The organism is Achromobacter agilis (genome assembly GCF_900496965.1).
Lineage (GTDB): Bacteria > Pseudomonadota > Gammaproteobacteria > Burkholderiales > Burkholderiaceae_B > Achromobacter > Achromobacter agilis.
Genome location: NZ_UFQB01000028.1, coordinates 50,892 through 76,698, shown reverse-complemented (window position 1 = coordinate 76,698; position 25,807 = coordinate 50,892). Strand labels below are relative to the sequence as shown.

Annotated in this window: 20 protein-coding genes; 8 read left to right on the top strand and 12 right to left on the bottom strand. The window is 67.1% G+C overall.

Translation table 11 applies throughout. The features are described 5' to 3' along the window. The first annotated feature begins 102 nt into the window (after window positions 1-102). From AGI3411_RS25670 to AGI3411_RS25660, 3 genes are read left to right on the top strand one after another with little or no spacing between them, the layout of a single operon-like run. Complete coding sequence (locus AGI3411_RS25670; RefSeq protein WP_129530142.1) at window positions 103-1,074, top strand: glycosyltransferase family 9 protein; 972 nt, start codon at window positions 103-105, stop codon at window positions 1,072-1,074. Window positions 1,075-1,086: 12 nt separating this feature from the next. After that, window positions 1,087-1,851 (top strand): YdcF family protein, encoded by a 765-nt coding sequence (locus tag AGI3411_RS25665; RefSeq protein ID WP_129530141.1) that lies wholly within the window; start codon window positions 1,087-1,089, stop codon window positions 1,849-1,851. Then, window positions 1,842-2,123: a YkgJ family cysteine cluster protein gene (locus AGI3411_RS25660; protein WP_129530140.1), complete on the top strand. Its 282-nt coding sequence runs from the start codon at window positions 1,842-1,844 to the stop codon at window positions 2,121-2,123. Before AGI3411_RS25665 ends, AGI3411_RS25660 begins: the two co-directional genes overlap by 10 nt. Before the next feature lie 44 nt (window positions 2,124-2,167). Here AGI3411_RS25660 and AGI3411_RS25655 read toward each other — a convergent pair whose 3' ends face one another. The 7 genes from AGI3411_RS25655 to dnaE are packed head-to-tail and all read right to left on the bottom strand — an operon-like array spanning window position 2,168 to window position 11,339. Continuing rightward, entirely contained in the window at window positions 2,168-3,316 is a 1,149-nt protein-coding gene (locus AGI3411_RS25655) for a glycosyltransferase family 4 protein (RefSeq protein ID WP_129530139.1), read from the bottom strand. Then, entirely contained in the window at window positions 3,291-4,016 is a 726-nt protein-coding gene (locus AGI3411_RS25650; RefSeq protein ID WP_129530138.1) for a polysaccharide deacetylase family protein, read from the bottom strand. The genes AGI3411_RS25655 and AGI3411_RS25650 overlap by 26 nt, the downstream gene beginning before the upstream one ends. Window positions 4,017-4,047: 31 nt before the next feature. Beyond that, window positions 4,048-5,157 carry a glycosyltransferase gene (locus AGI3411_RS25645; RefSeq protein ID WP_129530137.1) on the bottom strand — a complete coding sequence of 370 codons (1,110 nt, stop codon included), beginning with the start codon at window positions 5,155-5,157 and terminating at the stop codon, window positions 4,048-4,050. Further along, entirely contained in the window at window positions 5,154-5,906 is a 753-nt protein-coding gene (locus AGI3411_RS25640) for a glycosyltransferase family 2 protein (RefSeq protein ID WP_129530136.1), read from the bottom strand. Before AGI3411_RS25640 ends, AGI3411_RS25645 begins: the two co-directional genes overlap by 4 nt. Next, window positions 5,903-6,751, bottom strand: a complete 849-nt coding sequence (locus AGI3411_RS25635) for a polysaccharide deacetylase family protein (RefSeq protein WP_129530135.1) — start codon at window positions 6,749-6,751, stop codon at window positions 5,903-5,905. Before AGI3411_RS25635 ends, AGI3411_RS25640 begins: the two co-directional genes overlap by 4 nt. Further along, complete coding sequence (locus AGI3411_RS25630) at window positions 6,748-7,848, bottom strand: glycosyltransferase family 4 protein (RefSeq protein ID WP_129530134.1); 1,101 nt, start codon at window positions 7,846-7,848, stop codon at window positions 6,748-6,750. Before AGI3411_RS25630 ends, AGI3411_RS25635 begins: the two co-directional genes overlap by 4 nt. Then, window positions 7,848-11,339: a DNA polymerase III subunit alpha gene (gene dnaE / locus AGI3411_RS25625; RefSeq protein WP_129530133.1), complete on the bottom strand. Its 3,492-nt coding sequence runs from the start codon at window positions 11,337-11,339 to the stop codon at window positions 7,848-7,850. Before dnaE ends, AGI3411_RS25630 begins: the two co-directional genes overlap by 1 nt. Before the next feature lie 117 nt (window positions 11,340-11,456). Between dnaE and lpxO the strand changes: the two genes are divergently transcribed. Beyond that, complete coding sequence (gene lpxO / locus AGI3411_RS25620) at window positions 11,457-12,356, top strand: lipid A hydroxylase LpxO (protein WP_129530132.1); 900 nt, start codon at window positions 11,457-11,459, stop codon at window positions 12,354-12,356. Here the strand turns inward: lpxO and hrpA are convergent. Beyond that, window positions 12,345-16,268, bottom strand: coding sequence for an ATP-dependent RNA helicase HrpA (gene hrpA, locus AGI3411_RS25615; protein WP_129530131.1), 3,924 nt, complete (start codon window positions 16,266-16,268; stop codon window positions 12,345-12,347). The two genes, lpxO and hrpA, sit on opposite strands and share 12 nt — an antisense overlap. 217 nt (window positions 16,269-16,485) lie before the next feature. On the opposite strand from hrpA, the gene argA reads away from it, so the two are divergent. Further along, window positions 16,486-17,844, top strand: coding sequence for an amino-acid N-acetyltransferase (gene argA / locus AGI3411_RS25610; RefSeq protein WP_129530130.1), 1,359 nt, complete (start codon window positions 16,486-16,488; stop codon window positions 17,842-17,844). 105 nt (window positions 17,845-17,949) lie between these two features. Next, window positions 17,950-18,222 carry an oxidative damage protection protein gene (locus AGI3411_RS25605; protein ID WP_129530129.1) on the top strand — a complete coding sequence of 91 codons (273 nt, stop codon included), beginning with the start codon at window positions 17,950-17,952 and terminating at the stop codon, window positions 18,220-18,222. A 27-nt stretch (window positions 18,223-18,249) separates the two neighbouring features. On the opposite strand, the gene AGI3411_RS25600 is transcribed toward AGI3411_RS25605, so the two are convergent. Both AGI3411_RS25600 and AGI3411_RS25595 read right to left on the bottom strand, forming a co-directional pair. Next, the gene (locus AGI3411_RS25600; protein ID WP_129530128.1) at window positions 18,250-19,554 is read right to left on the bottom strand and encodes an ArgE/DapE family deacylase; all 1,305 of its coding nucleotides are present in this window, start codon (window positions 19,552-19,554) and stop codon (window positions 18,250-18,252) included. 40 nt (window positions 19,555-19,594) lie between these two features. Then, entirely contained in the window at window positions 19,595-20,914 is a 1,320-nt protein-coding gene (locus AGI3411_RS25595) for an MFS transporter (RefSeq protein ID WP_129530127.1), read from the bottom strand. 177 nt (window positions 20,915-21,091) lie between these two features. Between AGI3411_RS25595 and AGI3411_RS25590 the strand changes: the two genes are divergently transcribed. Together AGI3411_RS25590 and AGI3411_RS25585 are read left to right on the top strand one after the other, a co-directional pair. Beyond that, the gene (locus AGI3411_RS25590) at window positions 21,092-22,075 is read left to right on the top strand and encodes a LysR family transcriptional regulator (protein ID WP_129530126.1); all 984 of its coding nucleotides are present in this window, start codon (window positions 21,092-21,094) and stop codon (window positions 22,073-22,075) included. 57 nt (window positions 22,076-22,132) lie between these two features. Then, complete coding sequence (locus AGI3411_RS25585) at window positions 22,133-24,085, top strand: phosphocholine-specific phospholipase C (RefSeq protein WP_129530125.1); 1,953 nt, start codon at window positions 22,133-22,135, stop codon at window positions 24,083-24,085. 101 nt (window positions 24,086-24,186) lie between these two features. Here AGI3411_RS25585 and phoU read toward each other — a convergent pair whose 3' ends face one another. Together phoU and rpiA are read right to left on the bottom strand one after the other, a co-directional pair. After that, a complete protein-coding gene (gene phoU, locus AGI3411_RS25580) occupies window positions 24,187-24,918 on the bottom strand; it encodes a phosphate signaling complex protein PhoU (protein WP_165359273.1) in 732 nt (243 codons plus the stop codon). Window positions 24,919-25,087: 169 nt separating this feature from the next. Next, window positions 25,088-25,768: a ribose-5-phosphate isomerase RpiA gene (rpiA, locus tag AGI3411_RS25575; RefSeq protein ID WP_129530123.1), complete on the bottom strand. Its 681-nt coding sequence runs from the start codon at window positions 25,766-25,768 to the stop codon at window positions 25,088-25,090. Window positions 25,769-25,807 lie beyond the last annotated feature (39 nt).

The window sequence follows — 25,807 nt, the reverse complement described above, 5'->3', positions numbered from 1 at the left end:
GATCACTCGCTTTTATACAATTGTGCCGAGAATTGTACCGGCTGCGCGCCGACGCGCCGCCCGCACCGCCCCTCTTAGCCCTAACGCGCCCAGCGCCCATCCATGTCCGATATCAGTTGCTTGTACGTCCGGTTGCCCAATTGGGTGGGCGATGTCTGCATGAGCCTGCCCAGCCTGCGCGCCCTGCACGCCAGCGGCCTGCCCCTGGTGATCTGCGCCCGCCCCTGGGCCCGCGACCTGCTCGACGGCGTGGCCAAGCAGGATTTCATCCCAATGCGGGGCAAGGTCGGCCCCGACCGAGCGGCCGTCAGCGCCCATCGGCGCGGCCTGGGCGCCCAGGGGCGGCGGGCGCGGGGCCTGCTGCTGCCCGACTCCCTCTCGAGCGCGCTGGTGTTCCGGCTGGCCGGCCTGCCCTCGGCGGGCTACCGCGATGACGGCCGCAGCTTCCTGCTGCGCTGGCCCGTCTCCAAGCCGGACGACTCCCTGCACGCCGTCCAGTCCTGGCATTACCTGACCCGGGAAGCCCTGCGGCGCTGGGGCCTGCCCAGCGGCCCCGCCGAGCCGGGCCCGACCCTGGACCTGCCCCTGACCGCCGCCCACCGCGATGCCGCCTCCCAGGCGCTCGAGGCGGCCGGGCTGGCCGGCCGGCGTTTCGTCCTGATCGCCCCGACGGCCACGGGCCTGCATAAGGGCAGGATCAAGGTCTGGCCAGGATTCGATACACTTACCCGCGCCCTCCAGGCCCTCGGCCATACCGTGGTAATGTGCCCCCCTCCGGCCGAAACCGACGAGGCCCGGCGCAATGCGCCGACAGCGCTCCTGCTGCCTCCCCTGTCCCTGGGCGCCTTCGCGGCGCTGACGGCCAGGGCGGCGCTGGTGATTTGCAACGATTCCGGCGTGTCGCACGTCGCCGCGGCGGCGGCCGCCAGGGAGCTTACCCTCTTCGGCGTCACCCGCCCCGGACGGACCGGCCCCTGGTCGCCTCGAGCAGTATGCATCGGCTCGGAGAACGCCTGGCCGCCGGTCGAGGAAGTCGTGCAACAGGCCAAAAGCCTGCTGGACGATACGCAGTAATCAGGACTTGAAATGCCCCTTTCCAGCTATCTCGCGAATCTGATCATCCCGTACAACCTGTGCCTGACCCTGGTCGTCGTCGGACTGGTGCTGGGCCTGTTCCGCCTCCGCAAGACCGGCGGCGCCATCATTGCGGCCGGCTTGCTGTGGGCGCTGGCCTGGTCGTTGCCGGCCACGTCCCTCTGGCTGGGCGGCGCGCTCGAATCCCGCTACCCGCACCTGCCGCCCGCGGAATCCCCAACGGCCGACGCGATCGTGGTCCTGGGCGGCAACACCGCCAACGGCCGCGCCAACTGGTTCCTGCCCTACGACAAGGACACCGCGGTCGTGCGCGTGGACACCGCGGCCCAGCTTTACCTGGCGGGGCGCGCGCCCAAGGTCGTGCTGTCCGGCGGCGCGCTGGAAGGCGACGTCAGCGAAGCCCGCGGCATGGCCCACGCCATCCGTCAGCAGGGGGTGCCGGAAACGGCGCTGATCCTGGAAAACTCCAGCCGCACCACCTACGAAAACGCCGCCCTGACCGAAGACAAACTCAAGTCGCGCGGTATCGGCAAGATCCTACTGGTGACCTCCGCGCTGCATATGCCGCGCGCGATGGCGGCGTTCTCCAAACAGGGCGTGCAGGCCATCGCCGCCCCCGCCCCGCCGCAGATCGTGGCGCCCACGGACGGCTCTCTGCCGCTGTGGTTGCCCGACCAGCGCACCTTCGACGCCAGCCGCTCCATCATCAAGGAATACGCGGGCCTCTTCGTCTACTGGCTGCGCGGATGGGTATGAGCCCGGCCGCGCTCGCCTGCCGGGCGGGCTGCGGCGCCTGTTGCATCGCGCCATCGATCACCCGGCCGATTCCCGGCATGCCGCAGGGCAAGCCCGCCGGCGTGCCCTGCGTCCAGTTGCTGCCGGATATGCGCTGCGCGATATTCGGGCAGCCTTCGCGCCCCGATTTCTGCGGCGGATTGCAACCCCAGGCCGAGATGTGCGGCGCCGATCGCGAGCATGCGGTCCATTGGCTCGGCGAGCTGGAACGGATGACGGCGCCGGCGCATTGAGGGGCGGGGCCGGTGTGGGTGTCAGACACCTGGGGGGGCTGCGGTCAGGGACGCTCCGAGAGCACTTTTTCGTACAGCGCCTCGTAACGCGCGGCGACGGTTTCCCAGCTCTGGTCGCGGGCGATCTCCAGGCCGCGTTCGGCCAGCGCCGACCGCAGTCCGGGCTCGGAACCGAGCCGCTCCAGCGCTTGCGCCAACTGGGCGCCGTTGCGTGGATCCTGCAGGATGAGCGCGTCCTTGCCCGCCGACAGATACTGCGCGAAACCACAGTAGACCGGTGAACTGACCACCACCGGCAAGCCATGCGACATCGCCTCCAGCGGCGCCATCCCGTAGCTGTCGTTCAGCGTGGGATGCGCATAGATGTCCGCGGCGCTGAAATAGCGGGCAACGTCGGGCGTAGGATCGATCAGCGAGACCCGGCTCGCGATCGCGCCCGCCGCCCGCACCCGTTCGCGGGTCGGCTCGTCCGCGCCCACGACCAGCAGCTTGTATTGCAGCGGCAGCTGGGCCAGCGCATCGAGCAAGGCCGGCAACCCCTTGCGCAAGGGGTTGCGGGCGACCAGCAGACAGCCGATGGTGGCCGCGTCCCATCCCAGCCGGGCGCGCGTCTCGTCGCGCCCTTCCCGTTGCGCGGCCGTCGGCAGCTTCACCCCCGGCGCGATGATGTCCACGGGCAGCTGCGGACCATAGCTGCGATGCAGCTGGTCCATAATCAGGCCGGACACCGCGACCACCCGCCGCGCCGGCGCCTTGCGCACGCGCAGCCTTTCTAAAACCAGATAGGTGGCCAGGCGCGGACTGAGCCAGGCGGTGAGGCGCTGCAACGGCTTGACGCGCGTCAGGCGGTTGTAGCGCACCGGCGTAACGTGCATCACCTGGATCTCGCCCGCCCAGCCATTCATGTGCGAATGCACGATGTCGTAGCGCCCGCGCGTCAGGCGGTCAGCGCGCCAGGCGAAATACAACACCCGCATCCAACTGGGCAGCCACCCAGGAAAACGCACGGGCAGGAAGGGAAACGGCAGGTCGCTGTCGAAATCCCGCGCCACGACGGAGACGTCGTGGCGCTGGCCAAGTACACGCATCAGCTCCACGCCATAGGCTTCCGCGCCTCCGAAGCGATTGCCGAAGCGGTCGACCAGAAGCGCAATGCGGAGCCGCCGCTCAGCGGCGCCGGCGGGTGTCTTCATACCGGGTCAGGCACTTCTGCAGGAAACGGATGATATTGGTGGAGCGCGCCACCGTCACCCGGGGCAACCCATAGGGATCATCGGAAGCCGCCGCCAGGCCGCGCTGGGTCAGCGTGGCGTTGTCGTAGCCGGCTTCACGCACCATGGCCTGGTGTTCCGGACCGTGGTCGCCATAGGGGTAGCAGAAAGCGGTGACGGGCGCGCCCAGCGCCTGCTCCAGTTCGTCCTTGGATTCGACGATCTGGCGCCGGGCTTCCTCGGGCGTCATTTCAGGCAGGTGGACGTGATCCAGGGTGTGCGACCCGACCTCGTTGCCGGCCTGCGCCCATTCCCGCATTTCGTTCACGGTCATGAGCGCCGAAAACGGAATGCCTTTTTGCAGATCCCATACATTGCCGCCATCGAACTGGCGGGCCACGAAATAGTTGGTGGCGGTGAAACCCAGTTCGCTCAGTATCGGCATCGCGTTGCGATGCACGTTGCGGTAACCGTCGTCGAACGTGATGCCGAACACCTTGCCCTGACGTTCGCCGCGCACATAGGGCATGACGTCCCGCATGGACAGGCCGCGATAGCCCAGCCGGCGCATCCAGCGCATCTGCCGGGCGAAGCTGCTGGGGTGTACCGTCAGCCCGCGATACGGCGTGCCCTTGGGATTGGGCTCGCCGATCTGGTGGTACATGAGTATGGGGATAGACATAGAACCGGATTATAGAGGCCCGTTCCCTGCTTTACCCCAGAGTACGGCGGTAGACGTCGAGTGTTGCGGCGGCGAAACGCGCCAGGTTGAATTCGTTCACGCTGGTTTCCCGGGCCTTGGCACCCATGGCGCGCACGATGTCGGGGTGGTCGAGCATGAAGCGCAGCCTGGCGGTCATGGCCGGCACGTCGCGCACGGGCACGATCCAGCCGTTCACGCCGTCGGTGACGTTCTCGGGCAGGCCGCCCGCATCGCTGACCAGGGCCGGCAGCCCCAGTCCCATGATCTCGCGGCAGGCGAACGACAGCGCCTCGCGGTAGGACAGCACGAAACCGGCGTGGCAGGCCGCCAGGGCGGGACGCACGTCATCGAGCAGGCCGGGGAACCGGACCTGGCCGATCATGCCCAGTTCGCGCACCCGGTCGAGCTTGGCCTCGGAAGGCGGATCCCCCGCCACCATCAGCAGCACCCGCGCCTTGTCGGCGGGCGGCAAGGCGGCCACGGCGGCCACCAGGTCCAGCCAGCCCTTGTCGTAGTCGGTGCCGCCCGCGCTGCCCAGCAGCAGCTTGCCCTGCCAGTCCGGCCCGAAAATGCGGGTCCGCAGCGCGTCCAGGCCTTCCTGCGCCGGCGGCGCGAAGAAGTCCGTATCGATGCCGTGGCGGATGGTGGTGATGGGACGCTTGCCGTAGGGCGAGCGCGCCATCAGGCCATGGATGTAGTCGCTGACCGCGATGCCGTGGTCGGTGGCCAGCGCCACCCGCAGCTTGTGCCCGAAGCTCGTCAGGGGGTGGTCGTTGTGTTTGGTGAACACGATACGCGGCCGCCGCGACAGGCCCAGCGTAGCCAGCATGACCTGCTTGTGGTCGGCCGACCCGTTGGCGTGGATGATGTCGTAGCGGCCGGCCTTGATCAGGCGGCGCAGCCGCGCGCGGTCCTTGAACCAGGAAGACGGGCGCGTCGTGTACTGCATGTCCTCCACCGTCACCCCGGGTATGGCCTTGGCGTAGCGGTACAGCCGGCTGGTGGGCGGCGCCGCGATCGTGATCTGGTGGTCCTTGGCCAGCGCCTTCGCCAGATTGATGATGTAGGTGACGTGCCCCCCGCCATTGCCGGCGTGGAAGTTGGTATAGAGGATCTTCACTTTTTCTTGTCGGCCAGGAACATCAGCTTCGAATATCGGAAGAAACTGCCTGCCGCGGCGGTGACGGCCAGCACCAGGCCGTGCTTGCCGTCCAGGAAGCCGCGCCGGATCAGGTAGATCCGCACGAAGGTCCAGAAACCGTGCCCCAGCGCGCCGAAGATCGAGGTGCGCCGGCCTTTGGCGTACATCATGGCGGCCGCGTCGGACGAGTAGCGGTTGACCTTGTTGATCAGCGCATCCAGGTTGTCGTAGGGGTAGTGATGGAAATAGCCGCGCATCCGCAGGGGCTGGCCGTTGGCGGGCACCACGCGTTCATGCACCGCGGCGTCCGTGAAGCGCGCCGTGCCCCGCTTGAACAGGCGCAGCACGTAGTCGGGCCACCAGCCGCTGTGGCGGATGTCGCGGCCGCAGAAATTCGACAGGCGCGCGATCTCGTAGGCGTCGGCCCGCGGCGCGCGCAACGCCTCCTGGATCTCCTGGGCCAGCTCTGGCGTGACGCGCTCATCGGCGTCGATGGAAAGCACCCAGTCGCCCGTCGCCAGATCCAGCGCGCGGTTCTTCTGCGGCCCGAAGCCCGGCCAGTCGGAGGTGACCTCGACCCGGGCTCCCAAGGCTTGCGCCAGTTCCACGGTGCCGTCGGTGCTGCCCGAATCGACGACGATGAACTCGTCCGCGAACGCCACGGACTTGATGCAGGCGGCGATGTTGGCCGCCTCGTTCTTGGTGATGATGATGACTGATAACTTCATCCGCGATTCCTAAGACGCTTTTTCCAGGCCTTCCAGGCGTGGAAGCGCGGCCCCCAGAATGGGTCGCGCGACAGCCAGATGCGCCGGTTCAGCCACGAGCCGCCCTGGTTGCGCACCGCGAAACGGTAGATATGCCCGGGATCCGCGCCCGGGGTGTTCTGGCCGAAAGGGTCGGTAGTGTACAGGTGGCGGAACCCGGCCTGGCGGGCCGCGGCCACGTAGTCTGCGTCGAAATAGCCCTGGGGCCAGCAGAGATGATCGCTCGCCTGGCCCAGCCGCCGTTCCAGCGTCTCGCGCGAGTCGCGCAGTTCCTGAGCGATATGCGCGCGCTTGGCGTCCGTGTCCGCGCCGCAGACCTTGTCCCAACGCGTGTGGGTATGCGTGTGGGAATGGAATTCAAAGGTGCCCGCGGCCAGCATGGCCTCGATCTCGCTCCAGCGCAGCATGGCCTCGTCGGCCCTGCCCGCCGCCACCAGTTGCTTGCAGGCGTCGTGGTCCGGCGTGGCGGGCAAGGGCCCGCCCTGGCCCGCGTGCAGCCGGACCGGCCCATCGCCGATCCAGCCCGTGATGGTGAACAGGACGGCGCGCATTCCGTAGCGCGCCAGCACCGGATGCGCGTGCACCCAGTTGTTCAGGTAGCCGTCGTCGAAGGTGATCAGCACGGACCGTTCGGGCGCATCGCCGCCCGCCAGGTACGCCGCGAACTGTCCGGCCGACAACGACTGGTAGCCGGCGCGCGCCAGGCGCGCAATCTGGGCCTCGAAAACATCGGGCGTCGCCGCGATCATGCCGCCTGCCGGCGTGACATGGTGGTACATCAGCACCGGGACGTTGGGCGCATTCATCCCGAGCGCTCCGCCAGCCACCGGGTGTAGACGGCCTCGGTGGTTTCCGCCAGCCGGGCAGGCGAAAATACGCCCTCGTCCCAGACCATCTTGCGGCCCGCATCTCCCATGCGGCGGCGCAGGCCGGCGTCGTCGATCAGGCGCTGGAGCGCGTCCGTCAGGGCGCGGGCGTCCTTGGGCGGCACCAGGATGCCGGTTTCGCCGTCGCGGAACATTTCAGACACGCCGCCGACGTCCGTGCCGATGACCGGCAGGCCGCTGGCCTGCGCCTCGACGTAGACGGTGCCGGACGCTTCCTGCTGGGTCGCCAGGGCGAAGAGGTCGAAGCCCGCCAGCAGGTTGGGCACGTCGCGCCGCATGCCCATCAGGTGGATGCGGTCCTGCAGCCCCCGTTCGGCGACATAGGACTGGGTCTGCTCGAATACCGGCGAACCGCCCCCGACGAACACCAGGTGCAGCTTGGGCCGGCTGGCCATCAGCGGCGCAATCGCATCGATCAGGTCCTTGTGCCCCTTGGTGGCGCGCATGACGGCCACGCAGCCGACGACGATGTCGTCATCGGCCAGGCCGAGTTCCTCGCGCAGCGTGGAATGCTCGACCGGCGGCGGCAGCACAATGGGCGAATAGACCGTCGCCACGCGGTCGGCAGGCACGCCGCGGTCGATGAGATGCTGGCGCACGTGGTCGCTGACCGTCGTGACCCGGTGCGGCAGGCGCGTGTAGGACCACAACGAGCCCACCTTGTTGGACAGGTGACGGGTGCGCACGATGAGCGGCGTCCCGGCCAGCCGGGCCGCGGCCGCCGCGATGACCGTATCGCGCCGGCTGTGCGTGTTGAGCACGTCGTAGCGGCCTTCGCGCAGGATGCCGCGGATGGTGGCGATGCCTTTCAGGTAGTTCGCCACGCCGTCCATTTCGAGCGTGTGCACGGTGAAGCCCGCGTCCGACAGGCGTTCCGCCAGCAATGCCTTGGGCTGGCAGATGGCCTCCATGTGATGGCCGCGCGCGCGCATGGCGGTCATCTCCTTGAAGATGCGCCCTTCCTGGCCGCCAAAGCTGGTAGCGGCTTCCGAGTGGACGATACGCAGGCTACGCATCAATAGGTCACCTCCACGCCATCCGGCTTGGTCCATTCGTTCAGGTTCGCCAGCAGCGTATCGGCCATGCGGACGCGCCACTCCTCGCCCAGCCGGACCGTGCACAGGAAATTGTTCTTGGAATAGACGATGTCGACCGGCACGCCGGGGATGCCGTTTTCGGGTTCCGCGCGGAACGGATTCAGCATCTGCCGCAGGCGGACCGCGTCGGCGCTGCCGTTGAGCCTGACGCGCAGCGACTTGGCCCGGGCTTCGCGGGCCAGTTGCAGGTCATAGAGCTGCTCGGCCACGATGCGCATGCCGCCGGAATAATCGTCGTTGCTGACCTTGCCCTGGACGATGACGAGCTGGTCTTCGCGCAGCCGGTTGCGGTGCTTCTCGTAGAGTTCGTTGAAAACCGAGATTTCCACCTGCGCGGTGCCGTCGTCGAGCACGGCGAAAACCATCTTGCCCCGGCGCGTCATCATGACGCGCACGCTGGCCAGCACGCCGCACATCCATTGCAGATCGCGCTGCGGCTCCACCCGCGCCAGCTGCATCGGCACGATGCGGCGCACTTCGTCGCGCCAGGCATCGAACAGGTGCCCGCTGTAGTAATAGCCCAGCGCGGTCTTTTCTTCCGTGAGCTTCTTGTGCAGGTCCCAGGGAGCGACCTTGGCCAGTTCGCCGGCCACCACGTCGCTGCTGTCGTCGCCGAAGAGTGAAGCCTGGTTGGCGCTGCGGGCCGCCTGTTCGGCGGCTTCCATCGCGGTGGGCACCGACGCCAGCATCGCCGCCCGGTTGGGCTCGATGGTGTCGAAGGCGCCGGCCTTGATCAGGGCTTCGATGGTGCGGCGGTTGACCGCGTGCTTGCTGACTCGGCGGCAGAAGTCGAACAGGTTGAGGAAGGGGCCGCCTTCCTTGCGCGCGCGCAGGATGTCCTCGACGGCGCCCTGCCCCGTACCCTTGACCGCCCCCAGGCCGTAGCGCATGGTGCGCGGCGGTTTGCCCTTTTCGGTGTGCTTGTCGGCCACGGGCTCGAAGCGGTAGCCCGAGAAGTTGACGTCCGGCGGCAACACCTCGACGCCGTTGTCCTGGGCGTCGCGGCAGAAGATCTGGACCTTGTCCGTGTCGTCCATATCGGAGGACATGGTCGCGGCCAGGAACTCCGTCGGATGGTAGGCCTTGAGCCATGCCGTCTGGTAGGAGATCAGCGCGTACGCGGCCGAGTGCGACTTGTTGAAGCCGTAGCCCGCGAACTTCTCCATCAGGTCGAACAGCTTGACCGCCAGGTCGGGATCGTGGCCCTTTTCCTTGGCGCCTTGTTCGAACAGCTCCCGGTGCTTGGCCATTTCCTCGGGCTTTTTCTTGCCCATGGCGCGGCGCAGCAGGTCGGCGCCGCCCAGCGAATAGCCGCCGATGATCTGCGAGATCAGCATCACCTGTTCCTGGTAGACGATAACCCCGTAGGTGCTCTTCAGGGTCGCTTCCAGGTCGGAGTGGAAGTAGTCGACCGCCGCACGGCCGTGCTTGCGGTTGACGAAGTCGTCCACCATGCCGGATTCGAGCGGCCCCGGCCGATACAGGGCCAGCATGGCGATGATGTCTTCGAACGTGTTCGGCCGGAGCTTTTTCAGCAGCTCCTTCATGCCGCGCGATTCCAGCTGGAACACGGCGGTCGTGTTGGCGTCGCACAGGATCTTGTAGGCGGCCGGGTCGTCCAGCGCCAGGGCCATGACGTCGAAGTCGCGCTTGCCTTCGTTGAACTGGCGCACGTAGCGCACGGCCCAGTCCAGGATGGTCAGGTTGCGCAGGCCCAGAAAGTCGAACTTCACCAGGCCGGCGGCCTCGACGTCGTCTTTGTCGAACTGCGAGACGGCGCTGTTTTCCTGCCCCGGCTGGCAATACAGCGGGCAGAAATCGGTGAGCTTGCCGGGCGCAATGAGCACGCCGCCGGCGTGCATGCCGATGTTGCGCGTCAGGCCCTCCAGCGGCTTCGCCAGGTCGACCAGCGCGCGCACTTCCTCTTCCTGCTCGTAGCGGTCCTTGAAGGCAGGTTCATCCTTCAGGGTGCGTTCGAGCGACCAGGGATCCATCGGGTTGAACGGGATCAGCTTGGACAGGCCGTCGCAGAACATATAGGGCATGTCCAGCACGCGGCCCGCGTCGCGCACCACGGCCTTCGCGCCCAGCGTGCCGAAGGTGGCGATCTGGCTTACGGCGGCGCGACCGTACTTTTCCTTGACGTAGTCGATGACCCGTTCGCGGTTATCCTGGCAGAAATCGATATCGAAGTCGGGCATGGAGACCCGCTCGGGATTCAGGAAGCGTTCGAACAGCAAGTCGTAGCGGATCGGGTCCAGGTCGGTAATGCCCAGCGCGTAGGCCACGAGCGAACCCGCGCCCGACCCCCGCCCCGGCCCCACCGGCACCCCGTTGTTCTTGCCCCAGTTGATGAAGTCCTGCACGATCAGGAAGTAACCCGGGAAGCCCATCTGGATGATGGTCTTGCATTCCCAGCGCAGGCGCTCGTAGTATTGCTCGCGCTTGGATTCGCGTTCGGCATCGTCGGGGAACAGGAAGCGCATGCGCTTTTCCAGGCCCTCTTCCGACAGCTGGACGAGGTAGTCGTCGAGCGTCACGCCCTCGGGCGTCGGGAAATTGGGCAGGCGCGGCTTGCCCAGCACCAGGCTCAGGTTGCAGCGCTTGGCGATTTCCACCGTGTTGGCCAGCGCCGAAGGCACATCGGCGAAGCGCCGGGCCATTTCCTCGGAGCTGAGCAGGTACTGCTCCTTGCTGAACCGGCGCACGCGGCGCGGGTTGGCCAGGATTTCGCCTTCGGCGATGCAGACCCGGGCCTCGTGCGCCTGGAATTCGAATTCGTCCAGGAATTGCACCGGGTGCGTGGCCACCACCGGCAGACCGGCCTCGGCCGCGAGGCGCATCGCGGCCTGGGTATAGGCCTCGTCGCCATCCATGCCGGCGCGCTGCAGTTCAATGTAGTAGCTGCCCGGGAACAGGTGCGCCCACTGGCGCGCCAGCGCCAGCGCCGAGACGGCGTTGCCGGCTTCCAGCGCCTGCCCCACATCGCCCCCGCGCCCGCCCGACAGGGCGATCAGGCCGTCCTGCCCCTGCAGCCACTCACGCCGGATCTCGGCGCGGCCCTTGCCCTGATTGGTCAGGAAGGCCTGGGTGAGCAATTCGCACAAGTTCAGATAACCCTTGTGATTGCGCACCAGCAGCAGCAGGCGGAACGGCTTGGCGGGATCATCGTCGTTGGCAAGCCAGACGTCGCAGCCCGCGATGGGTTTCACGCCCGCGCCGCGCGCGCCCTTGTAGAACTTGATCAGGCCGAAAAGGTTCGACAGATCGGTCAGCGCGACGGCGGGCTGGCCCAGCTTGGCCACGCGCTTGATGAGATCGGGAATGCGCACGATGCCGTCCACGACCGAGAACTCGGAGTGAACGCGCAGATGAACAAAGGGGGACGGATTTGTTACGGCTTCGGACATAGCCAGAATTGTACCGGTCAAAGCCGGCAAGCCGTGCGATCCGGGCGGGCCGCCGCCGCAGCCTGTGTAACAATACCCCTTGGATTTGACCCTTGCATTGCTGCACGAGATTTACGTATGAAATGGCTAATTCCCGGGATCTGGCTGGCCGCCATCCTGTTTGCGCACTTCCGCGGCCGCGTCAGGCTGCCGCTGGGCCGGCAACTGCTGGACCACTCCGTGCTGCTCGCCCCCGTCAACGCCTTCATGGTGCTCGCCTCGCGCGTGCCGCCCACCCCCTACCTGACGACGAGCGAGATCGCCGAGCTCAAGGTGCTGGACGACAACTGGGAGACGATCCGCGAAGAAGCCGTGCAGATGGCCGAACTGCGGCGCATCAAGGCCGCCGACACCCATAACGACATCGGCTTCAACTCCTTCTTCAAGTACGGCTGGAAGCGCTTCTACCTGAAGTGGTACGACGCGCGCCACCCATCCGCGGAAGAACTCTGCCCCAAGACCGTCGCCATCCTGAAGACCCTGCCCAAGGTCAAGGCCGCGATGTTCGCCGAGCTGCCGCCGGGCGGCCAGCTCAACCGGCACCGCGATCCGTTCGCAGGGTCCCTGCGCTATCACCTGGGCCTGGTCACGCCCAACGACGACCGCTGCCACATCATCGTCGACGGCGAACCCTACAGCTGGCGCGACGGCGAAAGCGTGGTGTTCGACGAAACCTACGTCCACGAGGCCTACAACCGCAGCGAGCAGAACCGCATCATCCTGTTCTGCGACGTCGAGCGCCCGCTCAAATGGCGCTGGGCCGAAGCCTTCAACCGCTGGTTCGGCCGGGTGGTGATGTCGGCGGCCAGTTCGCCCAACGACGGCGGCGACCAGACCGGCGCGATCAACAAGCTGACGCATGCGCACTGGGTCATCGACCAGAAGCGCAAGGCCTTCAAGACCTGGAACCGCACCGCCTACAAGGCCACCAAGTACGGCCTGATCATCCTGGTCGTCGCCGGTTTCCTAGCGCTGTAACGACTCCCAGCTTTTCATCAGCCGCTTCACGGAAACCGGCATCGGCGTGCGCAGCTCCTGCGCGAACAGCGCCACCCGCAACTCCTCCAGCAGCCACCGGAATTCATCCAGCCGCGGATCCGGCGCCCCCTTGAGCGCCGATCGCGCGCGCTGGTATTGCGTGACGAGCGGCGCCATTTCGGCCACCAGCTTGGCGTCGCGCGCCGGGTCGGCGCGCAGCTTGTCGATGCGCGCCAGGACCGCTTTCAGATAGCGCGGGAAATGCGCGAGCTGCGCATAGGGCGTATCGCGGATGAACCACTTGGGCATCAGCGCGCCCAACTGCGCCTGCAGGTCGGCGTAGGCCGTGGCGTGCGGCTTGGCCTGGGGCAACTTGCGCTGCACGGCCGCATACTCCGTCAGCACCGCCCCCGCCAGCCGCGCCACTTCCTGGGCCAGCAGGCCGAGCCGGCCCTTGCCGTCGGCGCGCCGGGCTTCGAACTGCTGCTCGTTCACCGGCCACGGCTCGGCCAGGCAGGCCTGCCCGAGCGCGCAGTCGATGATCTGGTCCCGCAGTTCTTCCTGCGTGCCCAGTGTCATGTAGAGCATGCTGATGCGGGTCAGGTCCGTCAGGTTCTTTTCCAGGAACTTCACCTGCTCGCGCAGCCCCAGGCGGAACAGCCGGAGCAGGCCGGCGCGATGGTGCTTGCGGGCCTCGTCCGGATCGTCGAACACGTCCAGGTCGCAGTGCGCGCCGCGGTCCACCAATGCCGGGTAGCCGATGACGGACTGCCCGCGCCGCTTGATCTCCATGATCTCCGGCAGCGGACCGAAGGACCACGATGTCAGGTTTTCATGCGCCAGCGCCTGGGCGACCTGCGTGTCGCTGGCCGCCAGCTGCTGGAAGGTGGCCTGCGCCTGCTTGCCGAATTCGGCGCGCAGCTGGGCCAAGTTGCGCCCGGCGGCCAGCATGCGGCCGTGCTCGTCGACCACGCGGAAGTTCATGAACAGGTGAGCGGGCAGGGTTTCCAGCTTGAAGTCCCCCACGGCCGGCCGGACCTGCACCTGGCTCCACATATCGGCGGTGATGGCGTCCACCAAGCCCTGCTGCGGGTCGCCCAGGCGGTCGAACCAGCGCTCGTAGAAGCCGGCGGCGTAGTCCGGCAGCGGCACGCAATGGCGGCGCAGCTTCTGCGGCAGGGACTTCAGCAGCAGGTGCACCTTTTCCTTGAGCATGCCGGGCACCAGCCATTCGCAGCGCGCCGGGTCGATCTGGTTCAGGGAAAACAGCGGCACCGACAGCGTCACGCCGTCGCGCGGCGAGCCAGGCTCGAAATGGTAGTCCAGGGCCATGGACACGCCCTGCCATTCCACCTTCTTCGGAAACACGTCGGTCGTGACGCCGGCCGCCTCGTGCCGCATCAGTTCGTCGCGGGTCAGCAGCAGCTGGGCGGCCGCAGCCTTGTCCAGGCCCGACACCCACTTTTCCAGCGAGGCCGTCTGCGAGATATCGGCGGGCAGCTGGCGGTCGTAGAACGCATAGATCAACTCGTCGTCGACCAGGATGTCCGGGCGGCGGGCCTGGTGCTCGAGCTTCTCGATGCCGGCGATCAGCTTGCGATTGTGCGCCACGAAGGCCAGGCGCGTATCGATCTCGCCCGGCACCAGGGCCTGGCGGATGAAGAGCTCGCGCGCATGCGTGGGATTGACGCGGCCGTAGTGGATGCGGCGGCCGGCATAAATGACCAGCCCGTACAGCGTGGCCCGTTCATTGGCCACGACCTGGCCGGCCTTCTTCTCCCAGCGGGGATCGGACCAGTTCCTGCGGATCAGGTGCGCCGCCACTTTTTCCAGCCACGCCGGATCGATCCGCGCCACGCAGCGCGCGTACAGCCGCGTGGTCTCGACCAGTTCGGCGGCGACGATCCAGCGCCCCGCCTTTTTCACCAGCCGCGAACCCGGATGGATGTGAAAACGGATCTCGCGGGCGCCCTGGTAGTGCCCGCCTTCGTCGCTCTTGAAGCCGATGTTGCCCAGCAGCCCCGACAGCAGCGCCAGGTGCAGTTGTTCGTAGGTGGCTTCCGTCTGGTTCACGCGCCAGCCCTGCTCGCCCACCAGGGCCGCCAGCTGGGTGTGCACGTCGTGCCATTCGCGCAGCCGGATGGGCGACAGGAAGTTCTGGCGCAGCAGCGCCACCAGCTTGCGCTGCGATGCTTTGTGCTGCACCTGCTCGCCGTACCAGCGCCACAGCTTCAGGAAGGAAATGAACTCGGATTTGTCGTCGCCGAACTTGGCGTGCGCGGCCTCGGCGGCCTCGCGCTCCTGCATGGGGCGGTCGCGCGGGTCCTGCACGGACAGGGCCGAGGCGATGATCAGCATTTCCGCCAGGCACTGCTGCTCCCGCGCGGCCAGGATCATCCGGCCGATACGCGGGTCCACGGGCAGCTTGGCCAGCTCGCGGCCGCTGGGCGTAAGCGCGAACGAGGCGCCGGTGCGCGTGCCGTCCGCCTCGTCGCCAGCTGCCGGCGCCAGTTCGATCGCGCCCAGTTCCTGCAGCAGGTGGTAGCCGTCGGCCACGGCGCGCCCGGGGGGCGCTTCGACAAAGGGGAACTGCTCGATGTCGTCCAGGTTCAGCGACTTCATCCGAAGGATGACCGACGCCAGCGAGGAACGCAGCACTTCCGGATCCGTGAACGCGGCCCGGTTGTTGAAATCCTGCTCGTCGTATAGCCGGATGCAGACGCCCGGCCCGACCCGGCCGCAGCGGCCGGCGCGCTGGTTGGCCGATGCCCGGCTGACCGGTTCGATCCGCAGCTGTTCGACCTTGTTGCGCCAGGAATACCGCTTGATGCGCGCCAGCCCGCTGTCGACCACGAAACGGATGCCGGGCACGGTCAGCGAGGTTTCCGCCACGTTGGTGGCCAGCACGATGCGCCGCGCATTGGTGCGCGGATGGAAGATCTGTTCCTGCTCGGCCTGCGACAACCGCGCATAGAGCGGCAACACTTCGGTGCCCGCCGGATGGCGCTTGCGCAGCGCCTCGGCGGATTCGCGGATCTCGCGTTCGCCCGGCAGGAAGACCAGCACGTCGCCCGGGCCATGCCGCGCGCACTCGTCCACGGCATCGACGATGGCGTCGATCAGATCGCGCTCTTCGTCGCCCGACATGCGCTCGCGGCCGGGTTTGCCGGCGGCCGGCGCCTGGTCTTCCGCCGCATCTTCGCGCACGGGCCGGTAGCGGACCTCGACCGGGTACAGGCGGCCGGACACCTCGATGACCGGCGCCGGCTTGTCCTCGGACGCCGCGAAGTGCCGGGCGAAGCGCTCGGCATCGATCGTGGCCGAGGTGATGATGAGCTTCAGGTCCGGGCGGCGCGGCAACAGCTGCTTCAGGTAGCCCAGCAGGAAATCGATGTTCAGGCTGCGTTCGTGCGCCTCGTCGATGATGATGGTGTCGTAGCGGCGCAGGAGCGGATCGCGCTGCGACTCGGCCAGCAGGATGCCGTCCGTCATCAGCTTGATGGACGCATTGGGGCCGGTGCGGTCGTTGAACCGCACCTGGTAGCCCACCACCTCGCCCATCGGCGTATTCAGTTCCTCGGCGATGCGCTTGGCCACCGAGGTCGCCGCCAGGCGGCGCGGCTGGGTGTGGCCGATCATCTTCTGGCGGCCGCGGCCCAGTTCTAGGCAGATCTTGGGCAGCTGGGTGGTCTTGCCAGAGCCGGTCTCGCCGCTGACGATCACGACCTGATGGCCAGCGATGGCGCGCGCGATCTCCTGGCGCCGCGCGCTGACGGGCAGGTCTTCGGGATAGGTCACCACGGGGATGGGCCGCTCGGGGCGCGGCGCTCGGCGCGCTTTCTGCGCGGCGGCCGCCGCCGGGGCCGCCGCGTCCGCGGCCTTGGGCGCCCGCGGGCTGGAGGATTCAGGCATGTACGATAGTCCGGTTAGGCCGACATTATAAATTTCCGCGCACGTCCTGCCGGGCGGTCCGGCCCGAAACCGGCAAATCAGGCACGGAATCCGCCCTGAATTCCGCATGTGCCAGGCCCCGGCGGTCATATAATTTCGCCACGCCGTCCGCGCGACGGCGCTATGACGCGGCATGGCGCCGCGTTTTGACCGACTCTCAGGAATTCCTCCCCCCATCATGCCCGACCTGGAACCAGACACCGTCTCCGCCCTCGAAGCCCCCGAATTCGCACCCGCCCAGTTCGTCCGATGGTTTCGAGACGTGGCGCCCCATGTGCATGCATTCCGAGGCAAGACATTCGTGGTGGCGTTCGGTGGCGAGCTGGTGCAGGCCGGCGCGCTCAATGCGCTGGTCCAGGACCTGTCGCTGCTGTCCTCGCTGGGCATCCGCCTGATCCTGGTGCACGGCTCCCGTCCGCAGGTCAATGAGCAGCTGCGCCTGAAGGGCTTTACGCAGCAGTTCGACCGCGGCATGTCCCCCACCGACGCCGCCGCCCTGGAATGCGCCAAAGAAGCCGCCGGCGAGATCCGCCTGGATATCGAGGCCGCCTTCAGCCAGGGCCTGCCGAACACGCCCATGTCGCACTCGCACATCCGCGTCATTTCCGGCAACTTCGTCACGGCCCGCCCGGCCGGCGTGATCGACGGCGTGGACTACAAGCACACCGGCCAGGTCCGCAAGATCGACATCGACGCGCTGAAATTCGCCATCGAGAAAGGCTCGTCCGTCGTGCTGCTGTCGCCACTGGGTTTCTCGCCCACCGGCGACGCCTTCAACCTGGCCATGGAAGACCTGGCCACCAGCGTCGCCGTGGCGCTGCGCGCCGAAAAGCTGATCTTCCTATCCGGTTCGCCGGGCGTGATGAACGACGACGGCACGCTGGACACCGAACTGGCCCGAGTGGACGCCGACGCGCTGCTGGCGGCCGGCACGCTGGACGAGGAAACCCACGCCTTCCTGCAATGCGCGTCCCTGGCCGTCAAACGCGGCGTGGCCCGCTCGCACCTGCTGCCCTTCACGCTGGACGGCAGCGTGCTGCTCGAGATCTTCACCCACGACGGCGTGGGCACCATGGTGGTCGAAGATACGCTGGACGACCTGCGCCCGGCCACGATCGACGACGTGGGCGCGATTCTCAGCCTGATCGAGCCGCTGGAAGCCGACGGCACCCTGGTGCCCCGCCCGCGCAGCGTGGTCGAACGGGACGTGGAGAACTTCACGGTGCTGGAGCACGACGGCGTGATCTACGGCTGCGCCACCCTACACAGCTTCCCGGAAGACCAGATGGCCGAAATGGCCTGCCTGATCGTCCATCCGGAATGGCAAGGCTCGGGCGAAGGAGAAATCCTGCTGCGCCACATGGAATCCCGCGCGCGGGCCGCCGGCGCCAAGCGGCTGTTCGTGCTGACCACCCGCACCTCGCACTGGTTCATGAAACGCGGCTTCGTGCAGGGCGGCATCGCCGACCTGCCCCGCGAAAAGCAGAACAACTACAACCGTTCGCGCAATAGCCTGGTCTTCATCAAGAAGCTGTAAACGCCCCGGCGCGGGACGGTTACCGCAGAGGCTGAAGGGGCTTGGCGTCCATGGGGGGCCAAGCCCGGTAAAATACCGGCTTACTCATTTTTCCGGCAGCGAATCATGGCTCGTATCATCAACTGTGTGAAATTGAAGCGTGAAGCCGAAGGGCTGGATTTCCCGCCCTACCCCGGCGAACTCGGCACGCGCATCTGGCAAAGCATTTCCAAGGAAGCCTGGGAAGAATGGAAGGGCATCCAGACTCGCCTGGTCAATGAAAACCGCCTGAACCTGGCCGACGCCCGCGCGCGCAAGTACCTGAAAGAACAGATGGAGCGCTTCCTGTTCGAAGACGGCAACGTCGAAGCCCAGGGCTACGTTCCGCCCTCGGCCTGATCCACGAACGGCCGCGCCCCGCGGCCCTTATGCCGGCGCCTGCAAACCGCACCATTGCGCGATGAACAGCGCAATCGTCTTGGTGATCAGGCGCAGCGATTCCAGGTGGACGCGCTCGTCGAAACCGTGGATGTCCAGCGATTTGGGGCCATACACCAGCGTCGGCATATCTCCGTAGATCACGAACACGCGCGCGTCCAGGTAGCCCGGCGTCGTGAAACTCTGCAGTTCGCTCTGGAACGCCTGCCGATGGCAATCGCGCAGCGTGTTCTCGGCGTCCGACCCCTCCTCCAGCACATAGCCTTCGGCATAGAACCCGGTGTAGGTCACCTGCGGCGGGGTGCCCCCCAGGCGCGGATCCGACACGGCCTCGCGCAGGCAGGCGTCGATCTCGGCCCGCGCCTCGTCGGCCGTGGTGCCCGGATAGATGGCGGCGCGCACATCGAACTCGCACCATGGCGGCACCGTCGATGGCCAGTCGCCGCCCACGATCTTGCCGATGTTGAAGTTGATGGGATGGTCCAGGTGCTCGAAGTGCCGGTGGCAATGGTGTTGCCCGTTCCACTTCGCTTCCACCCGGCGCAGCGCCTCTATCGCGGCGTAGGCCGCGTCGATGGCATTGAAGCCGTTGGCCATTTCCCGCGTGTGCGTGGGATGCCCCTGCACGCGGACCTTGAACCACAACACGCCCACGTTGGCGCGCACCAGCATGTTCTCTTCCGGCTCGGGGATGATGACGGCGTCGGCCTTGTAGCCGCGCAGCAGGGCCGCCAACGCGCCGTTGCCCGTGCACTCTTCCTCCACCACCGACTGGAAATGGATGGGAGCCCCCGGTGCATAGCCTGCCGTCCGCAGCGCATCGTAGGCATACAGGTTCGCCGCCAGCCCGGCTTTCATGTCGGCCGCGCCGCGGCCGTACATCCAGCCGTCGATGATGGCGGGATCCCAGGGCGAGCGGCTCCACATTTCCTGGGGGCCGGTGGGAACCACGTCGATATGTCCGTTGAGGATCAGGGAACGGCCCGTCTGCACGTCGGGCCGATAGGTTCCGACCACGTTGAAGGCGTTTTCGTATGACACCGTGACGGGACCGAAGCCCGGATGGGAGCGGATGTCATCGACGTCGATCTTCCAGCGGTCCATCGAGAAGCCGCGCTGGCGCATCGCCTCGTACAGAAAGTCCTGGGCCGTATGCTCCTGTTCGCGCAGCGAGGGAAAGCGCACCAGATCCTGCGTGAAGGCTAGCTGCGCATCGAAGCGTTCGTCGACGGCCCGCAGGATGCGGCTGATTTGTTCGGAAGTCAGCGCGGTGGGCGCTGTTGCGTTGTCCATGCAATCTCCTTGAATGTGAGCAAGACGGGAGTGATACGGCTCAGGCGGCGCGGGTGGCGGCCGTTGCGGCTCCGGCGGCGCGCTGCTTGTGCGCCGCCAGGCCCCAGATCGAAACCAGGGTGATGAGCGAAAGGCCCGAATAGAACAGCGCCAACGGCATCCACTGGCCCGGGTACCGGTGCGACAGCCAGGTGCCGACCAAGGGCGTGAAGCCGCCGGCGATCGCCCCGCACAACTGGTACGAGAGCGAAATCCCCGAATAGCGCACATGGGTGTCGAAAGCCGAACTGATAAAGCCGGCCATGGCCGAGTAGATCGTCGCCATGAACACCAGCACAATCGCGATGCCCGCCACGATGCTCAGGGGCGTGGCATGGCTGACCAGCATGAACATCGGATACGGCGCCAGCACCGAGCAGGCGGCGGCGACGATCAGCACGCGCGCCGTGCCCAGCGATTCCGCGAACCAGGCGGCCAGCGGCTGCACGAAGAACTGGATGATCGCGACCGCGAACAGGCAGTCGAGGATCATCGCGCGGTCCAGGCCGAGCGTCTGCGTCGTGTAGGCCAGCATGAAGGTATTGGTGAAATAAATGCCGCCGATGGCGACGGTGCAAACCCCCATGCACAACAGCACCGTGCGCCAGGCCGTGCGCATGACTTCGCGGGCCGGGATCTCCAGCGTCTCCTGGCGCGCAAGCACCTTGGCGAAATCAGGCGATTCGCTCACGCCGATCCGGATGAAATAACCGACCGCCAGCAGGACGGCGCTGACGAGGAACGGTATGCGCCAGCCCCAGGCCAGGAAATCGGCCTCGTCCAGCGTGGTGATCAGGCGGAAGGCCACCAGAGAGAGGATCAGGCCGGCCGGGCTTCCCAACTGCGCGAAGGACGCCGCGAACGTGCGGCGGCGCTGGGACGCATGCTCGCCCGCCATCAGCACGGCTCCGCCCCATTCGCCGCCCACCGCAAGGCCTTGCGCCAGGCGCAGCAGCAACAGCAGCGCGGGCGCCAGCAGGCCGGCCTGTTCGTAGCCGGGAAGCAGGCCTATGCCCACCGTGGCCACGCCCATGATGATCAGCGTGGCCATCAGCGCGTTCTTGCGCCCGATCCGGTCGCCCAGATGGCCGAACACCAGCCCTCCCAGCGGCCTGGCCAGGAACCCTGCCGCGAAAGTGCCGAACGACGCCATCGTGCTGACGAAAGGGTCCGCCGCCGGGAAAAACACCTTGCCGAAGACCAGCGCGGCCGCGGTGGCGTAGATGTAGAAGTCGTACCACTCGATGGTGGTGCCGATGAACGCGGCGGCGGCGGCGCGCACCGGCTGCTTGGCGGTGGGTGGATGGGCGGGGTTTGTCATATTTCCTCCTCGGAATGTCTTTGCTTTTGATGGCCGCTTTATCGCCCGCCGCACGACATACGGTCAATTTCTGTTTTCTAATCATCAAGTTAAGTAAAATTAATGTCGATGAGGGAGACGCCCGCCCCTTCGGCCGGACGCCGGGCCTGTCGCATATTTCTTAACTATCAATGCGTTATGAATGAAGATCCGCTTTCTCCCGTGGCAACGGCCCGCAAGATCGATCGCCTGGACTGGAACCTGCTGCGCACCTTTCTGGTGATTGTCCAGGAGCGCAGCATTAGTGGGGCTGCTATCAAACTGCATATCACCCAGTCCGCGGTCAGCCAGGCACTGCGCCGCCTGGAGCAGCAACTCGACCGCAGGCTGATCGAGCGGCATCACGCCCGATTCGCGGTCACGCAGGCCGGCGAAGAGGTGCGCCAGGCCGCCGAGGCCATCCACGGGAGCGTGTCCCAGCTCGTCAACGACGTGGCGCAAGCCGAAGAGCAGACGGTGGGACGCATCCATGTGCTCGTCGCCAGCCGCATCCATTCGGCGGTCTACGACGACTTCTGGGCGGGCTTTCATCGCGCCCATCCTCGCATCGAGGTACAGCTGGACGTGCTGCCCAGCAGCGAGATCGTCAGCGTCGTGCAGCAACGGGGCGCTACGGCGGGCATCGCGCTGTGCCGGCAGATTCCGAAGCGCCTGGACCACAAGCTGTTCCTGCAACAGCGCTACGCCTTGTTCTGCGGCAGGAACCACGGCTTGTTCGGCCGCCCCGACATCCGCATGGAAGATCTGCTCGGAGAGGACTTCGTCTCTTTCGCCAGCGATGCGCTGGGAGACAGCCTGTCGCCATTGACGATCTTCCGCGATCAGCGCGGCTTTTCGGGCAGGATCGTCGCCACCTCGTCGCAGCACGACGAGGTCAAGCGGCTGCTGGTGGCGGGTTTCGGCATAGGGTGCCTGCCGGAGCACAGCGTGCAAGCGGATCTCGCGGAAGGCAGGTTATGGCGCCTGCCGCCCGGCGAGGGTGTGTGCGCCGCCGACCTCCATCTTCTCTGGCACGGCGACGCCCATCGCAGCGCGGCCGAGGATCTGTTCATTGCGTCGTTCCGCAAGCACATCGACAATTACTCCTTGCCTCAGCGCCTGCTGGCGACCCTGCCCCAGTAAAGCCTTAAGATTCTCCTATCGCCGGCCGCAACGGGCCCGGCCAACCGTAAAGCCGTCATGACCAACGCATCGAGCCCGCCCTTCCCCCCCAGGCAGCCGGACGCCATCGCGCGCGCCCGCTCCATCGCTCCGGACCGCCAGACCGGCACGCTGCAGGACGTGCGCCACGTGGTGATCCTGATGCAGGAGAACCGCTCCTTCGATCATTATTTCGGCACGCTGCCCGGGGTGCGAGGCTTCGCGGATCCGCTGCCCGCGCCCACGGCCGCGGGCGACGTGTTGACGCAGGCGGACGGCGCGGCGCGGGTGCGGCCCTACGCCCTGCGCACGGAGTACCCGAGTGGCACGCCGGTGGGGTACATCACGCCCCACACCTGGGACGACGCCCAGCGCGCCTGGAACGATGGGCGCATGGACCAGTGGCTGCCCGCCAAGAGCCGGCTCGGCATGGGCGCCTACGACGGCGCGGACATTCCGTTCCAGGCGGCGCTGGCCAACGCCTTCACGCTGTGCGACGCCTACCACTGCTCGATACATGCCGGTACCAACCCGAACCGGCTGTTCCTCTGGACCGGAACCAACGACCCCTCGGGGCAGGCGGGCGGCCCGGCGCTGGTCAACACCTTCGACCGCCTGGGCCCGGCCGCCGAAGGCTACGCCTGGACCACGTATCCCGAACGCCTGCAGGACGCGGGCGTGGACTGGCGCATCTACCAGGACATGGCGGACAACTACCACGACAACCCGCTGGCCGGCTTCAAGCAATACCGCCGCCAGCACGCGGACGGCGGCGCCAGCGCCCCCTTGCGCGATCGCGGCCTGACCACGCGCACGCTGGACGACCTGGCCCGCGACGTCGCTGAGGGCACGCTGCCGCAAGTGTCGTGGATCATCGCGCCCACCGCCGACTCCGAGCACCCGGAGGTTTCGTCGCCGCGCCAGGGCGGCGCCTATACCGAGCGCGTGCTGGACATCCTGACGCGCAACCCCGACATCTGGAGCCGCTGCGTATTTTTCGTCACCTACGACGAAAACGACTGCTTCTTCGACCACATGCCGCCGCCCGCGCCGCCCGCCCGCACGGCGGATGGCGCCCCCGGCGGCCTGTCCACCGTCGAACTGGACGGCGAGTACCACGACGCGCGGCAAGGCCCCAGCGCCTCCACTCCGGACGATCCTCCCGCCCTGCACGGCCGCGGATTCGGCCTGGGGCCGCGCGTGCCGATGCTGGTGATCTCGCCCTGGAGCCGCGGCGGCTGGGTCAACTCGCAAGTGTTCGACCACACCTCCGTGATCCGCTTCCTGGAAGCCCGCTTCGGCGTGGCCGAACCCAATATCAGCGCGTGGCGGCGCACGGTGGCTGGGGACCTGACCTCCGCTTTCGACTTCGCCGGGGATCGCGGACCGCAGGCGGAAGACGGCAAGCGCCGCGCCTGCCCGCTTCCGTATGCGTTCGAAGCCCAAGGCGCAATGGCCGCGGACGGCCGGCACTACCGGCTGACGCTGCGCAATCCCGGCGAGGCGGGCGCGGTACTGCATGTGTACGATCGGCTTGCGCTGGAACGTGCGCCACGCCGCTACACGGTGGGCGCCGGCGATCGCCTGGACGACGGCTGGCGCCTGAACGAGGATGGCGCCTATGACTTGTGGCTGCTGGGCCCCGATGGCTTCCACCGGCACTTCCGCGGCGACGCCTGCGACGCCGGATGCCTGGAGACACATCTGGCGCCGGCCGCCGCCGGCGTGCGGCTGCGCCTGGTCAACAATGGCCGCGCCGTGCAGTCCGTGGAGCTGGCGTCGCGCATGGGGGATGGCTGGTGCACCGCGACGCAGGTACCGGCCGGCGGCGCTGTGGACGTGGAATACGCAGGGCGCGAAGGCTGGTACGACGTGGAGCTGTCCGTCCCGGGCATGCCGGCCTTTGGACGGCGGCTGGCCGGCCGGATCGCCGGCGGCAAGTCTGGCGTGCCGGATCCCAGGCTGGAGGCGGTGGTGTTGGCCGAGGGGTGAGGTGGAGAGGCCGGTGGCTTGCGGGGGGGGCTGACACCCCTACGAGCAAGCCGCCAAGCTGAAGCCGGCCCACCCGAGTGTCAGACACCCACCGCCAAAAACTACTGCTCCTGTTGCGGCTCGTCCGAGTCCGTCTCGCCTCGCGCCAGGCGTTCGGTGTTCTTCACGCCGGTATGGCGCACGTCGGCGCCCTTGACCATATAGATCACGCGTTCGGACATGTTCTTGGCGTGGTCGCCGATGCGCTCGAGCGCGCGGGCGATGAAGATCATGTCGATGGCGCGCGAAATGGTGCGCGGATCTTCGATCATGTAGGTGATGAGATGGCGCAGCGCGCCCTTCCATTCCTTGTCCACTTCCTTGTCGCTGCGCACGACGGCGGCGGCCAGGATGGGGTCGAGGCGGGCGAAGGCGTCCAGCGCCTGGTGCAGCATGGTGCGCACGCTGTCGGCCATGTGGCGCAGTTCGATCACCGGGATGTGGCGCAGTTCGGCCTCGTGGATGCGGCGCGCGACGGTGGCGACCTTCTCGGCTTCGTCGCCGGAACGCTCCATGTCGGTCAGCATCTTGGATACGGCCATCAACATGCGCAGGTCGATGGCGGTGGGCTGGTGCCGCGCCAGGATCCGGCTGATGCTCTCGTCGATCTCGACTTCGTGGCGGTTGACTTCCTTTTCGCGCTCGCGGACCTTATCAACCAGCGACAGATCCCCGCTGGCCAACGCGTCGATGGCCTCCTGGATCATGGCTTCCACCAAGCCGCCCATCTGCAAGAACTGCGAACGGACGCTTTCCAGATCCGCGTCGAACTGTTTGTTTGTGTGCTCCGACATCCGGGCTCCCTGCGTGGTTGATCTCATTGCATTGCCCCGAAATTAAAGAGTGTTACGAGATGGGCCTGCACAACCCGCAAGGTTATGACCCAAGTGTGACAGGATTATGAATCGGGCCCCTGCCGCCCGCAAGGCGGCAGGAAGCGATGCACCGCGCGGGGAATCCGCTTCAGCCCTGGCGGTCCAGGCGGCGGATGCCGTTCTGCGTGGCCAGCAGGGCCACGTCGGCGCCTGCGATCGCGAACAGGCCGCAGGTCACTACGCCCGGCAGGTTGTTCACGCGGGCTTCGAGGCCCGGGGCGTCCGTGATGGAAAGGCCCGAAACGTCCAGGATGATGTTGCCGTTATCGGTGACGAAACCCTCGCGCAGCCGGGGCTGGCCGCCAAGCGCCGCCATCGCGCGCGCCACCGATTCGCGGGCCATCGGAATGACTTCGACCGGCAGCGGGAACTTGCCCATGGTCTGCACCAGCTTGGATTCATCGGCGATGCAAATGAAACGTTCGGCCACCGAGGCCACGATCTTCTCGCGCGTCAGCGCGCCGCCTCCGCCCTTGATCATGTGCAGGTTGGCGTCGATCTCGTCCGCCCCGTCCACGTAGACCGGCATGGCGGCGACGTCGTTCAGGTCCAGCACTTTCAGGCCGTGGCCGGCGAGCCGGGCGGCGCTGCGCTCCGAACTGGCGACCGTGCCTCCGATGCGGCCCTTGAAACGGGCGAGGCCGTCGATGAACAGGTCGGCCGTAGAGCCCGTGCCCACGCCGATAATGACGTCGGGGCCGGCGACCTGTTCAACGAATTCCAGGGCCGCGTCGGCGGCTTGCTGCTTGAGTTCTTGCTGGGAGAGCATGGCGGGAATGATGCGGAATGGTTTGTCGAGCCGGGAAAT